Raw genomic sequence first — 16,016 nt, 5'->3', positions numbered from 1 at the left:
AATGCGGATAAAAAGGCGCCCGGCAGACCGGCTATTGCGCACCGGTCTGCCGTGTTGTCAGCGCCCGGCGTCGCCGCACAGAGGCTGACCATAGTGGCTGACGGCTTTTCCCAGCGCCGCAATAGCCAGCGCGACATCCGCCGCCGTTACCGACTCCGCAGGGTGGTGGCTAACGCCGCCCTTACAGCGCACAAATAGCATCCCCACCGGCCAGCGTTCGGCAATGGCGATGGCGTCGTGGCCCGCGCCGCTCGGCAGCGACAGCGATGCGCCCTGTACCGCCTGCACCGCCCCGGTCAGCAGCGTTTGAAGGCTGGCGTCGCAAGGGGTAGCGGCGATACGGTAGAACTCTTCGGCAGCGAACGTCAGCCCGCGACGCGCGGCTATCGCCTGCCCCCGATCAAGCAATGCGTTCAGCAGGGCATCCAGCGGCGCATCCTGCGGCCCACGGATATCCAGGCTTAAGGAGACCTCCCCAGGGATCACATTCACTGCGCCAGGCAGGCAGCGCAGATCCCCGACGGTGGCGACCAGGTTGCCCGCCTGCTCCAGCGTGGCGCGTTCAATGACCGTCATCCACTCGGCGGCGGCGGCCAGCGCATCTTTACGCTGGGCCATCGGCACCGTGCCCGCGTGCCCGGCCTCGCCGGTAAAACGGCAGTTCAGCCGCCGCGCGCCGTTGATAGCCTCCACCACGCCCAGCGCCAGCCCCGCCTGCTCCAGACACGGCCCCTGTTCAATATGCAGTTCCAGATAACAGCTGAATGCCTCCGGCTGGCGCGCCGCATGATGGATGCGCGCCGGATCGAGCCCGGCGGCGACCATCGCCTGCGCGACGCTGACGCCGCTGGCGTCCGTCTGCGCCAGCCAGCCCTGCGGCCAGCTCCCCGTCAGGCCGCGGCTACCGAGCAGCGTAATACCAAACCGGGTGCCCTCTTCATCGCAAAAGCCCACGATTTCGATAGCCTGCGCCAGGCGCAGCCCCTGCTGATGCAGGCTCGCCACGACCTCAATCGCCGCCAGCACGCCAAGCATCCCGTCGTAGCGCCCGGCGTTGCGCACCGTGTCCAGATGGGAGCCGAGCAGCACCGCCGGCGCGCCCTCCTGCGCGGCTTCATAGCGTCCGCAAATGTTGCCGACGCTGTCCTGCCAGACGACCATTCCCGCCTCGCTCATCCACTCCCCGACCCGCTGATTCGCCTGCAGATGCTGCGGGGAGAGGTAGACCCTGGTCAGGGCATCGGGCGTTTCGCTGATGGCCGCCAGCGCATCCGCCCGCGCCATTACGCGTTCTGCCGCCGCAAGAGAGCTAACTGGATTCATTCGGCGGTCCCGTTGCGATAGTGATCCCATGCGGCCTGCATCGCCGCCCCCTGGGCGGTGGCGAAGCCCAGATAGTGGAGCACCGACTCCAGGGCGCTGAGCGTGGTCATCACGCAGTCTTTGCGCGCGTTGTAGCCCATGGTGCCGATACGCCACACCTTGCCGTGTAGCGGGCCGAACGAGGTGCCAATCTCAATGGCGAAATCCTCCAGCATCAGCTTGCGCACCTGGTCGCCGTTGATCCCGGCGGGAATGACCACGCCAAGCACGTTATTCATTTTGTGTTTCAGGTCGCCGAAGGTCTCCAGCCCCATCGCCTGAATGCCTTTAAGCAGCGCATCGCCGTGCAGTTTGTGGCGGGCGATGCCGTTATCCAGCCCCTCCTGGAGGATTAGCCGGGCGCATTCGCGCGCGCCGAACAGGGCGGTGGTGGCTTCGGTATGGTGGTTAAGCCGCTCCGGCCCCCAGTAGTCCATTACCATGCCGAGATCGAAATAGTTGGAGTAGATCATCTCCTCTACGCCGTCGTGATGCGCGTCGGTGCGAATCCCCTCCTCCACGCATTTGCGACGGCGGATCGCCTCCTCCATGCGCGGACTCAACGTAATGGGCGACGTACCGGACGGCCCGCCCAGGCATTTCTGCATCCCGGCGGAAACGGCGTCCAGCCCCCAGGCGTCGGTTTCCAGCGGGTTTCCCCCCAGCGAAGCGGTGGCGTCGGTATAAAACAGCACGTCGTAGCGACGGCAGATCTCCCCCAGCTCCGCCAGCGGCTGCAGCATGGTCGTGGAGGTGTCCCCCTGCACCGTCAGCAGCAGACGCGGACGCACGCGTTTGATGGCGTCTTCCACCTGATCCGGGGTAAAGACTTCCCCCCACGGCACCTCAATGGTGTGCACCTCCGCCCGGCAGCGACGGGCGATTTCACACAGCAGGTGACCGAAGCGGCCAAAGACCGGCACCAGCACCCTGTCGCCAGGACGGATAGACGAAACCAGAATTGCCTCGATACCTGCGCGCGACGTCCCGTCCACCAGCATCGTCCAGCGGTTTTCCGTCCGGAACACGCCGCGATAGAGGGCCATCACCTCGTTCATGTAGTGGGTCATTGCCGGGTCATACTGGCCAAGAAGCTGGCTCGACATGGCGCGCAGCACGCGCGGGTCGGCGTTGATTGGCCCCGGCCCCATCAGCAGGCGCTGCGGCGGATTAATTTGTGCAAATTGCGTGATATCCATATGGCATTCCTCAGGTACTGGACAATGAACGGGCTACGTCGGGATGAAACAAAAGGTTCTATAAAAACGTTTCTGCAACTAATGTGCCACACATCGCGCAAGCTCACCACTGGTTAACCGTAAGAGATAGCGGGAAAAAGCCAGATCAACCGCCTGTTCGAGCGCACCAATTTAGTGCACCTTCACCGCCGTGACGCCCCATTATCGCTGCTCCAGTTCATCCAACTGCTGATACAGGTCGGCAATGCGGTGGATCCGCGGGCGGCCCCGCTCAAGCGTTTCATGTAAGAAAGCATTGGCCAGCAGATTAATCAGGCTGTTTACCGCCGCGTAGCTGTCGAAGGCCGACACGCTATCCAGCGGCGCGCAGAGCCGCCAGCGGGCGAGCGGCAGCAGGGCGTGCGCCTGCGGCTCGCACATCAGCAGCACCGGAATGCCGTCGCGCTGAAGCTGCTGGAGCAGCGGGCGGATAATGCGCGGGCGGCGGCGAAAGGCCATCACAATCACCACATCATCCGCGGTCAGGTCTACCAGTTCCTCGCTCAGGCTCTGCCCCGGCTGGGGCAGCACCTGTACCTGGCCCCGTGCCTGCAACAGCTGCTGGCGCAGGTGTAGCGCCGCAGGCCAGGAGTTACGCATGCCGATAACCACTAACCGCCGGGCCTTTACCATCCCCGCTATCGCCCCGGCAAACTGCTGCGCGTCCAGCGCGTTGACCCACTGAGTGAGGTTCGCCATCTCCTGCTTATAATGGCGGGCCAGCAGCGTATTGCCCTGCACCGCGTCCCGGTGGTCGGCAAGGGGCATCCCGCTCTGGCGCAGGGTACGCAATTCGTCGCGCATGTCCTTATACTTCTCATAGCCCAGCCGTTTAAACAGGCGGCTGACGGTGGCTTTCGAAACGCCGCTCAGCTGCGCCAGCTCTGCGCTGTTGTAACTAATGAGGTCATCAAAATGGTCGAAAATAAAATCAGCCACCCGCTGCTCCTGGGGTGATAAGGCGGCATACTGCCCCTTCAGACGTGCATCAAGCTGTTCCATAAAACCTCTGTAACTTTCGTTTCATCGCACTATACCGTTTTCTCTTTCACAATGTATGCCAGCTCCGCTCAAAATGGGCCGTGCTGGCGCAGTTGAAACTTTCGGTTCAGTTATGGAACAGCTTTTGCAACCTGCCGTTACCCGGTCTGGTTATAAGGAAGCTCAATGCAAAGTAACATCTCCACCCACGGGATGGCGGTCGCTCCCCACCATCTCGCCAGCCAGAGCGCGCTGGCAGTTCTGCGCGAAGGGGGCAGCGCCATCGAAGCGATGGTTGCCGCCGCCGCGACCATTGCGGTGGTCTACCCCCATATGAACAGTATCGGCGGCGACGGTTTCTGGCTGATTGTGCCGCCGGAAGGCGAGCCCATCGCCATTGACGCCAGCGGCGCGGCAGGTTCGCTGGCCACCCTTGCCGCCTACGGCGACGTGCGGCAAATCCCCCATCGCGGCCCGCGCTCGGCGCTCACCGTCGCCGGCACCGTCAGCGGCTGGGACGAGGCGCTCAGGGTTTCACACTCGCTTACCGGCAAGGCGCTGCCCCTGCCCCGCCTGCTGGCCGACGCCATCGGCTACGCCCGTGACGGCGCGCCGGTGACGCACTCCCAGGCCCTGGCGACCGTCGGTAAGCTGGCTGAACTGCGCGACGTGCCGGGCTTCGCCGACACCTATTTAATCAATGGGGAACCGCCTGCGGCGGGCAGCCTGTTTCGCCAGCCAGCCCTTGCCGCCACGCTACAACAGCTGGCTGAGGAGGGGCTGGACAGCTTCTATCGCGGGCCGCTGGCACAGCGCCTGGCGCGCGGTATGGCGCAGTTCGGTATGCCGGTGACGCAGGAAGATTTACAGCAGCACCGGGCGCGCCACGTCACGCCGCTGCATCTGCGCCACTCCCACGGCGACGTGTGGAACCTGGCGCCGCCCACCCAGGGGCTGGTCTCGCTGGCGATACTTGGCATCACCGATCGTCTGGCGATGGCGCAGGCCGATGACGCCGCCACCATCCACCGCATTGTTGAAGCCACCAAGCTGGCGTTTAGCCTGCGCGACAGCCATATCACCGACCCGCGTCATCTGAAAACCGACATGCAGAGCCTGCTTAGCGAAGCGGCGCTACAGGGCCTTGCGGAACAGGTCAATGAGCAGCAGGCCGCCCCCTGGGGCGCAGGCAAAGGGCCAGGGGATACCGTGTGGATGGGCACTATGGACAGCAGCGGGCTGGCCGTGTCGTTTATCCAGAGCATTTACCACGAGTTTGGCAGCGGGGTGGTGCTGCCCGATACCGGCATCGTCTGGCAAAACCGGGGGGCGTCATTCAGCCTGACCCCCAGCCACCTGCTGGCGCTGGCGCCAGGTAAACAGCCGTTCCACACCCTCAACCCCGCCGCCGCGCGGCTGAACGACGGGCGGGTGATGGTCTACGGCTCAATGGGCGGCGACGGCCAGCCGCAAACCCAGGCGGCGATTTTTACCCGCTACGTGATGCAGGGCGTGCCGCTACAGGAGAGCATCTCCCGCCCGCGCTGGCTGCTGGGGCGCACCTGGGGGCAAAGCTCGGACGCCTTAAAACTCGAAGGCCGCTTCTCTGCGCAAACCCTTGATCGCCTGCGGCAGCTGGGCCATGAGGTGGAACAGCTCGCCGATTTTACCGAGGCGATGGGCCACGCTGGCGCCATTGTCCGCCATCCTGCGGGCCTGTTTGAAGGCGCGTTCGATCCACGCAGCAACGGCGCCGCCGCCGGTTTTTAAGGAGAGCGACATGGATAACCCACAGCCCGACTGGGCAATATACCTGGCGCAGATGACCGCCATCCACGGTATTACCCTTGATGACGCGCGGCGGGCGGAACTGGTCATCCAGTTCACCCGCATTGCGGCAATGGCCGAACCGCTAATGGCCCTTGAACTGGACGACCGCCTGGAGATAGCCGGAGTGTACAGCGCATGAAGCTACATGAGATGAGTATTGCCAGCGTGCGCCAGGCGCTGGCCGCCGGGGATCTGAGCGCCCAGGAGATAGCCCGTCAGACGCTGGCGTCCATTGCCCTGGCCAACCCGCAACTCAACGCCTGGACGACGGTGACCGAATCGCGGATGCTGGACGAGGCGAAGCGTATCGATGCCCTGCGCCAGACGGGGCAGCCGCTGCCGCCGCTGGCGGGCATTCCCTGGGCGGCGAAAAACCTGTTCGACGTCGCGGGGCATACGACGCTGGCGGGGGCCGAACTGTTCAGCCAGCGCCCTGCCGCCGAACAGGACAGCTATGCCGTGCGCCAGCTCCGGCGTTCGGGCGCGCTGCTGTCGGGAATGGTCAATATGGACGCCTACGCCTACGGCTTTACCACCGAGAACAGCCACTACGGCGCAACGCGCAACCCGCACGATCTGACGCGCATTGCCGGGGGATCGTCGGGCGGCTCAGCGGCGGCGGTGGCCGCAGGGCTGGTGCACTTCTCCCTGGGCACCGACACCAATGGTTCTATCCGCGTTCCCGCCTCGCTGTGCGGCATCTTTGGCCTTAAACCCACCTTTGGCCGCCTGTCACGCGCCGGTAGCCATCCGTTCGTCGCCAGCCTCGACCATATCGGGCCGTTCGCCCGGCGGGTCAGCGACTTGGCAGCCGTCTATGATGCGCTGCAGGGCCGGGACGCCAGCGATGCCTTTCAGGCCAGCCATCCCGGTGAGGCGACGCTGCCGTTGCTGACCCGCGGGCTGGACGGGCTACGCTGCGCGGTGCTTGGCGGCTTCTTTACCCGCTGGTGCGATGACGACGCCAGAGCGGCCCTCAGCCGGGCGGCGCACGCGCTTGACGCAGGCGAAGAACTGGCGTTTGCCGAAGCGGAACTCGCCCGTTCGGCGGCCTTTATCCTCAGCGCGTCAGAAGGGGGCAACCAGTATCTTCCCGCCCTGCGCCGCGAGCCGCAGCGCTTCGAGCCGCACTCCCGCGAGCGGCTGCTGGCCGGAGCGATGATCCCGGCGGCCTGGTATATTCAGGCCCAGCGTTTTCGGCGACAAGCGCAGCAGGCAATCAGGGCGCTGTTCGACCATGCGGATGTGCTGATTGCACCGGCCACGCCGCGCTGCGCCACGCGCATTGGTGAACAGACGATGATGATTAACGGTGAGACGCTGCCCGTTCGCGCCAGCATGGGAATGCTGACGCAGCCCATCTCGTTTGTCGGCCTGCCGGTGGTGACCGTGCCGCTGCGCACCGCCTCCGGGCTGCCGATTGGCCTGCAGCTTATCGCCGCCCCCTTTAATGAACAGGCCTGCCTGCGCGCCGCCCGCGCGCTGGAAGAACAGGGCATCGCCGATGCCCGCCCTGCGGAGGTCAACTGATGCATCAGGAAATAAACCGCCCGCAGGTGCTGGCGGAGGTGACGGCGGCCTTTTACCGTTACGAAACGGCGCTGGTCAGTAATGATATTGCGGTGCTGGACGCGCTGTTCTGGCATGACCCCCGCACGGTACGGCTGGGGGCGGGTGAAAACCTTTACGGAATAGAGGAAATTCGCGCTTTCCGTGCGGCGCGCCCCGCCGCCGGGCTGGCAAGAACGCTGCGCAATACCGTGATCACCACCTTTGGCGATGATTACGCGGTGTGCAGCACCGAATTTACCCGCGAAGGCAGCGAACGCACTGGCCGCCAGCAGCAAAGCTGGGTGCGCTTTCCCGACGGCTGGCGCATCGTCGCGGCGCAGGTGAGCCTGATGGAATAACCCGGATGCGCTACGCTTATCCGGGCTACCATCTGACAGGATGTTACGTAGCCCGGATAAGGCGCAGCCGCATCCGGGAAAACAGCCTATCCCTATCTTTACGTCATTCGGGAATAAAGGTTTGTGCATTTAACCAATAAAACGGCGTTATTCCCCGCTAATATTTGGAAAATAAAATCACCCCCTCAGTTATTCGTCTACAAATAATTTCAAAGTTTTTCTTTTTTGTGAATTTATTAAAGGTTAGGTACATGCTTTAGACATACATGTTTAGAACGTTATCCTTATGTATAACGGTAAACATGCATGTATATATCAGGAGGTGTGAAACATGCAGTTGGAAGTTCTGCAAAACCTGGTCTGCCCTCAAACAAAATGCGGATTCGCTCTCGCCATCAGCGCCAATAATTTTAAATTGATCTTCTGCTACCAGGGGCCTTATTTTTTGCAACCCGGCGACACCCTGTGCACGGCACAGTTCGGGCTGGTTGTTAACGGTAAAATCAGTAGTTTAGCGATTATCCATATCTTTCCCCACTCGATTGCCTTCTGGTCTCTTCTGCGCGACAAGCTCGCCTGCCCCGGTAACCGGGAGCCGTTCTCAGGGGAGTGTGCGTTATTTCATATATGTCAGCTGGAAATATGTCCCTGGATCGGAAAAAGTAAATAACGTCAGGATAAATTCTGAATACTATGTCAGTAAAATAATATACGTTCTCCCGCCCCTGTTTGCCCGCTGGCGCACGTTTAATCCTTGTTTAACAGCGCGATGAACAAGACTATCTTAGCCATAGCGAAACAGGGAGAATGTTATGACAGTTGCAGATACGGTGTTCATCAACGGCAAAGTAGCGACAGTAGACAAACACTTTAGTTTTAAACGGGCGATCGCCGTAAAAAACGGCTGGATTATTAATGTCGGCGAAGACGACGAGATCGAGGCGCATATTGGTCCGCAGACGCAGGTCATTAACCTGGAAGGAAAACTGATTTTACCCGCCGCCCATGATGCCCACGTCCATATCGGCTGGCTTGCCGACAGCTGGCAGTGTATCAATTGCAGCGCGGTGCGTACCTTAAGCGAGCTGCATCAGCGGCTGCGCGAGCGGGCGGCGTCCACCCCGCCAGGGGAGTGGATCCGCGCCTGCGGATTGAACCCCGCCGTCATTGCCGAATGCGCGGCGCAAAACCGCTCCCTGACGCGCCAGGACATTGACCCCGTCACGCCGGATCACCCTACGATTCTGGTGCTGTGGGACGGTCACTCTTGCGTGGTCAATAGCCAGGCGCTGCTCAACGCGGGGGTGACTCGCCTTACGCCGGACCCAACAGGCGGCCACATTGGTAAATTTCCGGACGGCGAACCGGACGGCAATTTCCTCGATATTCCGGCATTGCAGCTGGTCACGCAGAATATGCCGCGCCTGACGGTGGCGCAGCTTAAAGAAAACTTTATCGCCGCCCAGCGGTTTATGAACCGAGAAGGCTACGCCAGCTATACCGAAGGCGCGATGGGGCCGGGGGAAAATACCCGCGAAGTCGGCGCGGCTGGCGAACGGGGAATTACCGCTTACCGCCAGCTTCTGGAGGAGGGAAAACTGACCGCCCGCGTCTCGATCGCCTTCTACTGTGCCGACAAGGGGGTGCAATCTTATGAGATCTTACGGCGTGAGCTGGACAATTTCACCTTCCCCATTTCCGAAGACAGAAACTGGCTGGACTGCCACACGGTCAAAATTTTCTGCGACGGCGTGCCGATGTCGCACACGGCGTGGATGAACCAGGAGTACGCCGACAAGCCGGGCTGCACCGGGCGCTCGGTATTTTGCGGCCCGACGGCCACCCCTGCGGAGCAGGCAGAGGAACTGCAGCGTATGATCCTGCTGGCGCATCAGCGCGGCTTTCAGCTGGCCGTACACGCCGTTGGCGATCGGGCGGTGAAAGAGACCATCAATGGTTTTATCACCGCGATGCAGACCTGCCCCGGCCCGAACCGTCGCCATTACGTCCTGCACGGCTCTATGGGCGATCGGGAAGATTTCGTCAGGGCAGCAAAATACGGCATTGTGCTCTCTGAACAGCCCTCCCCCAGCGGCCCGGCATATGACTATGAAGGCCGGGCGCGGACCTGCGGCATCAAAGGCGAAATCTGCAAGGGGTTAAAAGATATCATCGACCTCGGCGTGGTCGTCGCGGGCGGCTCCGACGGCATTATGGATCTGGTCAACTGGCGGCAGATGGTTCAGGCAGCCGTCACGCGGAAATCGGCCTCCAGCGGCAAAGTCATCAGGCCAGAGCTGGCGATAAGCGTTGAAGATGGCGTGCGTCTTTATACGATCAACGCGGCATGGCAGGAGTTCCAGGAGCATATTCGCGGATCGATTGAGGTCGGGAAAGTGGCGGATTTCCAGGTACTGGACAGGGATATTTTCTCCGTCGCGCATGAGGAAATTGGCGCAAGCGAAGTGCTGATGACGATGGTTGACGGCAAGATAGTCTGGCAAAAATAGCCCTCACGGCAGGCTAGCTCAGGCGGGCTTCCCCGCCTGAGACCACAAAAAGCTTACCCCCCTGATGAGGCCGCTGGCTTCACGTGAATACCTGCAACATACTCATCTTCCGCCCAGTACATCCGCTGTGCGACATACGCGCCAGGGTTGAACTTAACGCCGTTAAGTACTACCTCTTTAAAGCGCATGTAGCCGCCTTTATCAATTAAGTGCCCCATGTGCAGGTAAATTGGCTTGCCCCCTAACATCTCTTTTTCGAATTCAAAGATGTTAGGGATCACCTGCGTAATCACCTCTTCCGTTACCCAGTTGAGAAATATTTTACCCACGCGCGGCGTTTTCTTGCTGGTGCGGCCGCCAAGACGCACCTGATAAAGCTGCTCTGGCTCCCGCTGCCAGGCTAATGTCGGGCAGGCAAGCACGCACTCGCCGCAGCCGATACAGGGGGACTGTTCTTTAAACGCTTTGCCGTTTTTCAGGCTCAGGCAACCGACCGCATGGTGGCTACAGTTTTTCACGCAGGCTCCGCAGCCAATGCAGCGCTCGGCGTTAAAACGCATTCTGGCGACGCCGATAATGCCGATATCGGCCATGCTGGCTTTGGCGCAGTCGTTAGGGCAGCCGGCCAGCACCACTTTCAGATGGTAGCGGCTGGGATAGACCAACTTTTCCAGCCTGCGCGCAAGGCCGGTGGTATCAGTATTCCCTTTCTGGCAGATACGATTGCCCTGGCAGGCAACAATATTGCGGCCCCCCAGCGCCTGATACCCGGCTTTGGGGTCCGCGACCTCGACGTCGCACATCTCCATCTCGATTTCGCGGATAAACGGCTCCAGCGCGGCGTTCACCTTGTCGATATCTTCATAGCGAATACCCGGCATCGCCAGTTTCTGCCGTGTGGTTAAGTGAATCTGCCCGTTGCCCCAGGTTTGGGCAATATGCTGGGCGACGGATAAAAGATGGGCAGGCAGAATGCCGCCGGGCACCCGTACGCTGACCATCGCCTCGCCACGGACTTTGGACAGCCGGTACTCGTTATTCGCCCTGGCTTTGATAATATCGATATCCATACTCATCGTTGCGCTCCTTAATCAGCGAAAGCCTGGGCCCCGGCGTAGTTAAATACCGGGCCATCGACACAGACATACACATCGCCCATCCGGCAGTGCCCGCATTTGCCTGTTGAGCAGGCCATCCGGCGTTCATAGTCCACCCAGATTTGTTGCGGGGCAAAACCGCGATCGCGCAGCATCTGAACGGTAAATTTGATCATCACCGGCGGGCCGACAACGATAGCCTGGGTCTGCGCAAGCTGGGGTAGCGCAAGGGTTGGGAGATAATCGGTCACCCGGCCAATGCGGTGCTGCTCGTCTTCTTCGCCCTCATCAAGGGTCAGGATCAGATTGTGCGTTTTGCGCCACAGCGACATTTCATCTTTGTAGAGCACGCTGTCGCGATTTTTGTAGCCCAGAATGATATCCAGACGGGCAATTTCAGCCGGATTTTCACTGAAATAGCGCAGCAGACCTTTTACTGGCGCCACGCCCGTGCCTCCCGCTACCACCAGCAGCGGTTTGTGGCGGAACATCTCCAGCGGATAGCCGTGGCCGTAACAGCCGCGCAGCCAGAGTGAGTCGCCAACATGGAGACAAAACAGCGCGCCGGTCACTTTACCGACGTTACGGATCAGCAGATCTATCCAGCCGTCGCCGTAATCAGAAACAGAAATCGGCGCTTCACCCACCCGCGGCAAAGAGACCTCGACAAACTGGCCAGGACGGGCCGGAAGGTCGGTCGCCACGCGGAAATTCCACTCCAGCGCGGTATGTTTTTTGATATCAATAATGGTGTAAGCCGCCGGTAACAGAGGGTGTTCAGGCTTATGGAAGGTACATTGCTGGCTCATAGGTTCGCCTCCTGCGCCAGGGCTTGTTCAACGGTGTCAGTCATTTTATTGATAATCAAAGAAAATTTAATGTACTGCGGACAACGATCGTCGCAGCGGCCGCAGCCGACGCACATATGCTGCGTTCCGGCGCGCGCTTTATAATCGTTCACCTTATGGAGGGCGCGGTAGCGCAGGCGGCTCCCCGGCTGGGGGCGAAAGCCGTGGCCGCCCGCCATATCGCTGAACCCCGGTATCAGACAGCTGGCCCACTGTCGGCGGCGCTCGCCGCGCTGCGGATTTTCTTCATAGGCCACGTCAAACAGGCTGTAGCAGGTGCAGGTTGGGCAGCCGGTGGTACAGCGCCCGCAGCTGATGCAGCGCGAATCATAAGCCTGCCACAGCGGGTGGTGGGTGAGGATGTCGCGGATTTTCTGCGGATCGTCGCAAACGCTGTCCGGCGTGCGTACCTGCTCTTTATTCTGTTCGACAAAGCCGGGCGTGTAGTCGCACGCCTCGCCGAGGTTGGCGAAAAACGGCAGCAGTTCGCTCGCTTTCACGCAGACTTTCGCGCCCTCGTCGCTAAAGCGTACCGCTGCCGACCACGCCTCCGTACGGTTGCTCCCCATCGACACGCAAAAGCAGTTGTCGAAGGATTCTTCACACTCAATCAGCACAAAGCGGATTTTGTCGCGCAGCAGCTGATAGCTATAATCCGCGTTGCCGCCGTTTTGCAGATACATATAATCCAGCCGCGACATGGCGTTAATATCGCACGCGCGGGCGAATATCAGCATTGGCGTAGTATCCACCTCCGCGATTTGAATCGTCTCTTTATCAAAATAGAACAACGTTTCGGTAATCGGGGTGATTACCGTATTCGGCGACATATGTGATTTTTCCTGCCAGACAATATCTGACCACGCACTGACCGGTTGATAAATCACATTGTCGGTATCGGAAAAACGCCCGCCGCGATATTCCGCACTGGGGGCATAGACCCGCCACGCCTTATTCAGCCGACTTAAAAGCTCGCTGAATTCATCAGGCTTTATTTTCAGGTTCATTGGCATTCTCACAAAGCGAAAAAAATATTAATAATATTTATAAATTAAGCGCCCAGGCGATGCGCACCGCCTCTCTTTATCTCTTCACAAAGGATTCAAGAAAATCACAAATATCGTCGTAGTCTCTTTCGCCGCTAAAGCGTCCCCGCTCTTTGCCGTCCCTAAAGACCGCCACCACAGGAATCCCCGTAATGTGATACTGCGTTTTCAACGCTTCGTGGGTATCGATATCGACAAAGCGAACGCTAAAGCAGTCTTTAAATTCGCTGGCCAGCGCCTCTTCCAGCACCGGATGCAGCGCTTTACAGTGGACGCAGCGTTCAGCACCGAACAGCACCAGCGTCGGTTTATCGCAGGCCTCAGTTGGGGTGGCAAAGAGTGTGGTTGTCACCGGCTGGAATAACGCGGTGTCGACGCTAAACACTTTCTCCCGTGCTGCCAGATCTTCCTCATCATCGGTGGCGACACACAGAGCGACATCATTGTAATAAGGTAGCGTGCCCTCGACGTCGATCACCACTTTTGCCCCGAGCTTACCCGCGCCGGGCAGGCGATAGGTGGTGTTGTCGACGGGCGCTATCGCTGTCTCCTGCGGCTTCGGCTCCTGGGGAACGTAATCGTAGGGGTAGCGGTAAGCGCGATAGATCATATTGGTTTTTGGCCCGGTTTCGTTATGGGTGTAGTACGGCGAGATCCACTCCCAGACGATCTCTTTTTCCGGGGTCACTTCGATGACGCGGCCATCTGAACCTTCATCGATAAGCGTATTTCCGTTCGGCAAACGCTGGGCGCTGCTGACATAGGGGCTGTAAAATTTGCTGGCGTCGGTGGGCATGGTGTGGCCAAGGTCTTTCGGTGTCACCTGCCAGATAACCTTAAGGGTGGTCGGGTCAAATTCAATCACCCGGCTGTAGTCACGCAGCGCATTCTTCGCACCATGTTTTGACGAAGGGTTTGGCACCCCGTAGCCGCCCCAGCCGCCGTTATCAAACACCAGCACGTTCCCTTCCCCTGGCAGGCCGCGCGGGATCATATGGAAGTGGTGCTGGCCTATAATCCAGCCCAACTTTTTCAGCTCAGGGGTCGCATTGAAATCCGGCCCAATGCGCCAGACGATGTTGCCGCTCTCTTTATCAAGAATGGCCAGAATATTGGCTTCGCGGCAGTCGAAAATGATGTTGTCGGGTTTAAAGCGCATATCGCCGCCATCGTGCCATTTGTTAGGCCCGAGATAGCTCATGCTGTTGATGTGCAGATAGTCGCCGGTGCCGCCGTCGGATGAGCGCATATTGGGATCGCGGAACAGCACGTTTTTCGCCGCTTCATCAAAACCCAGTTCGTCAAAGTGGTCGCTGGCGCACCATTGCCACAGGATATTGCCCTGCCAGTCCACCTCATACATCACGTCATCAAGCAGTTTCTTGTCGGAAATTTTCGGATTATGAATCGTGCGGTGCGCCAGAATCAGCGTGTTGCCTTCGAGCGCTTTCGCCGCCATTCCCGGTACATAGTACCCCACCGGGTTACCTTCCCGCTGATAGTCGTGGTGACTACGCGCCATCCAGCCGTGGTCACGGCCCGGATCGTTAATTTCTTCGAATTTATTGAAACGCCAGACGACATTGCCGTCATAGTCGATCTGCTGGAGGTTGACGCCATCCTGCATCCCATAATCCGGGTGCCGAAAGCCCGACTGCCCCATGACGTAACCACCGGGCAGCAGCTTCGGCGGGAAGCCCTGCATCTTCCAACGGCGCACTTCATTGCCGTTCATATCAAACAGCAGGATGCCGTCATTAATCAGCGGCACAAGGGTGTATCCGTTGTAGCATTTTTGTGGATCGTAACGGGTAACACCATGTGGAAAAACAAGCGGTTGTCCCATGATATAACTCCTTAATGAATTGATTTACGCCTGCGTATTGAGCGGGATCGTTTTGCACTCCAGTAACGTGCCGTTTTGGTAACGGGCGAGCGCGGGGGTAGCGCTAAGTTCAAGCTGACGAAACAGCAGATCGTGCCGGGTAACATCAATGCGTCGTACCTGGCTTTGCGCCTGTAGCGCCTGTTCAATGGCGGGCAATTGAGCCTGTTGCGCGCTGCTGTACGGGTCCCAGAACAGCACCGTCATTGCGCCGGAATCGGCTGAGAGCAGGGTTGCGATATCCGCTTTTTCCTGCAGGTAGTGTTCCACCCCTGTCGCGGCGATAGCGCCGTCGGCAGCGGCTGTCACCACCTGGCGCAACGGCGTATTACGTAAATCGCCCACCGCATAGACCCCAGGACAGCTGGTTTCACAGCGGACGTTGGTGATGAGATAGCCGTGGCTGTCGCGTTTTATCCAGTCGGGAATGAAATCGGCTTGCGGCACCATGCCAATAAACATAAAAATCCCGTCTGTGGGAATGGTCGCCAGTTCGCCGGTCAGCACGTTTTGTAGCTCAAGACGCTCGACGCGCTCCCCGCCCTGAATATCGTGCAGCGTACTGTTCCAGATAAACTCGATGCGCGGATTACGCATGGCTTTTTCCGCCGCCAGCCTGTTGCAGTCGAGATGCCCCTCTTCATGAATGACGATCACCGTCACCTTGCGGGCATAGCGGGTTAACCAGTCGGCTTCCTCTATTGCCTGATCGCCAGCACCAAGCACATGGATGGCTTTATCACGATAGAACTCGCCATCGCAGGTGGCGCAGTAGGCCACGCCGCGTCCGGCAAACTCATGTTCTGCGGGAATACCGGAACCGCGGGGCCGGGTGCCGCTCGCCAGCACCAGGCTGTGGCTTAAGACACTGCCGCGCCGCCGGGTGACCACTTCAAAGAGATCGCCGCTGCGGCGAATGTCGCTGACGGTGGCCCGTAAAAATTCCACCGAGGGGAAGTTTTCCACATGCTGCTTAAACCGCTGCATTAGCCCCTCGCCACTCTCAGCGGGCACGCCGGGGTAGTTGTGAATCTCCGCCGTATCATTAATCCGCCCGCCGGCGTGGCCTTTTTCTAGTAACAGTGTTTTCAGCCCGGCACGCCCCGCATAAACAGCCGTACTTAACCCACCCGGCCCGGCGCCAATAATCAGTGTGTCGTAGATATCAGTCATTTGTTTTCCTTAACGTTTAATCGTTCTGCCCTGCGCTACAAAAAAGGGAGGTGTCCCGCGTTAAACGTCAGCCGCAGGCAGTGAAAAAGACAAGGCAGTAAAACGGACGGGCGTGGACAGCCGGGGATAGCATTCA

Annotated in this window: 14 protein-coding genes; 6 read left to right on the top strand and 8 right to left on the bottom strand. The window is 59.6% G+C overall.

Annotation, left to right across the window (positions count from 1 at the left end):
* Positions 1-57: 57 nt before the first annotated feature.
* The 3 genes from hpxK to hpxU form a co-directional block, all read right to left on the bottom strand.
* Positions 58-1,323 (bottom strand): allantoate amidohydrolase, encoded by a 1,266-nt coding sequence (hpxK, locus tag ENTHG_RS13630; RefSeq protein WP_044180516.1) that lies wholly within the window; start codon positions 1,321-1,323, stop codon positions 58-60.
* Positions 1,320-2,561 carry a pyridoxal-phosphate-dependent aminotransferase family protein gene (locus tag ENTHG_RS13625; protein ID WP_044180514.1) on the bottom strand — a complete coding sequence of 414 codons (1,242 nt, stop codon included), beginning with the start codon at positions 2,559-2,561 and terminating at the stop codon, positions 1,320-1,322. Before ENTHG_RS13625 ends, hpxK begins: the two co-directional genes overlap by 4 nt.
* A 201-nt stretch (positions 2,562-2,762) precedes the next feature.
* Complete coding sequence (gene hpxU, locus ENTHG_RS13620; protein ID WP_044180512.1) at positions 2,763-3,602, bottom strand: MurR/RpiR family transcriptional regulator HpxU; 840 nt, start codon at positions 3,600-3,602, stop codon at positions 2,763-2,765.
* Between the two features lie 165 nt (positions 3,603-3,767).
* Here hpxU and ENTHG_RS13615 point away from each other — a divergent pair, with 165 nt between their 5' ends.
* The 6 genes from ENTHG_RS13615 to ENTHG_RS13590 all read left to right on the top strand — a co-directional run bounded on the left by ENTHG_RS13615 (position 3,768) and on the right by ENTHG_RS13590 (position 9,831).
* On the top strand, positions 3,768-5,351 hold the full coding sequence (locus tag ENTHG_RS13615; protein WP_044180510.1) for a gamma-glutamyltransferase family protein: 1,584 nt from the start codon (positions 3,768-3,770) through the stop codon (positions 5,349-5,351).
* A 10-nt stretch (positions 5,352-5,361) separates the two neighbouring features.
* Positions 5,362-5,550 (top strand): oxalurate catabolism protein HpxX, encoded by a 189-nt coding sequence (gene hpxX, locus ENTHG_RS13610; RefSeq protein WP_044180508.1) that lies wholly within the window; start codon positions 5,362-5,364, stop codon positions 5,548-5,550.
* Positions 5,547-6,941, top strand: coding sequence for an AtzE family amidohydrolase (locus tag ENTHG_RS13605; protein WP_044180506.1), 1,395 nt, complete (start codon positions 5,547-5,549; stop codon positions 6,939-6,941). Before hpxX ends, ENTHG_RS13605 begins: the two co-directional genes overlap by 4 nt.
* Positions 6,941-7,321, top strand: coding sequence for an oxalurate catabolism protein HpxZ (hpxZ, locus tag ENTHG_RS13600; RefSeq protein ID WP_044180504.1), 381 nt, complete (start codon positions 6,941-6,943; stop codon positions 7,319-7,321). The genes ENTHG_RS13605 and hpxZ overlap by 1 nt, the downstream gene beginning before the upstream one ends.
* 331 nt (positions 7,322-7,652) lie before the next feature.
* Positions 7,653-7,991, top strand: coding sequence for a hypothetical protein (locus tag ENTHG_RS13595; protein ID WP_052332709.1), 339 nt, complete (start codon positions 7,653-7,655; stop codon positions 7,989-7,991).
* A gap of 142 nt (positions 7,992-8,133) precedes the next feature.
* Positions 8,134-9,831 carry an amidohydrolase gene (locus ENTHG_RS13590; RefSeq protein ID WP_044180502.1) on the top strand — a complete coding sequence of 566 codons (1,698 nt, stop codon included), beginning with the start codon at positions 8,134-8,136 and terminating at the stop codon, positions 9,829-9,831.
* Between the two features lie 53 nt (positions 9,832-9,884).
* Here the strand turns inward: ENTHG_RS13590 and asrC are convergent, their stop codons facing one another.
* The 5 genes from asrC to ENTHG_RS13565 all read right to left on the bottom strand — a co-directional run bounded on the left by asrC (position 9,885) and on the right by ENTHG_RS13565 (position 15,880).
* Positions 9,885-10,907: a sulfite reductase subunit C gene (gene asrC / locus ENTHG_RS13585; protein ID WP_044180501.1), complete on the bottom strand. Its 1,023-nt coding sequence runs from the start codon at positions 10,905-10,907 to the stop codon at positions 9,885-9,887.
* A gap of 11 nt (positions 10,908-10,918) precedes the next feature.
* Entirely contained in the window at positions 10,919-11,737 is an 819-nt protein-coding gene (gene asrB / locus ENTHG_RS13580) for an anaerobic sulfite reductase subunit AsrB (RefSeq protein ID WP_044180498.1), read from the bottom strand.
* Positions 11,734-12,783 (bottom strand): anaerobic sulfite reductase subunit AsrA, encoded by a 1,050-nt coding sequence (gene asrA / locus ENTHG_RS13575; RefSeq protein WP_044180496.1) that lies wholly within the window; start codon positions 12,781-12,783, stop codon positions 11,734-11,736. Before asrA ends, asrB begins: the two co-directional genes overlap by 4 nt.
* A gap of 76 nt (positions 12,784-12,859) precedes the next feature.
* Complete coding sequence (locus ENTHG_RS13570; RefSeq protein ID WP_044180494.1) at positions 12,860-14,668, bottom strand: aryl-sulfate sulfotransferase; 1,809 nt, start codon at positions 14,666-14,668, stop codon at positions 12,860-12,862.
* A gap of 24 nt (positions 14,669-14,692) precedes the next feature.
* Positions 14,693-15,880, bottom strand: coding sequence for an NAD(P)/FAD-dependent oxidoreductase (locus tag ENTHG_RS13565; protein WP_044180492.1), 1,188 nt, complete (start codon positions 15,878-15,880; stop codon positions 14,693-14,695).
* Between the last annotated feature and the right edge of the window lie 136 nt (positions 15,881-16,016).

It is taken from the genome of Phytobacter massiliensis JC163, from assembly GCF_000321045.1.
In the GTDB taxonomy this organism is placed as follows: Bacteria; Pseudomonadota; Gammaproteobacteria; order Enterobacterales; family Enterobacteriaceae; genus Phytobacter_A; species Phytobacter_A massiliensis.
This window is presented reverse-complemented; position numbering and strand designations above follow the sequence as displayed.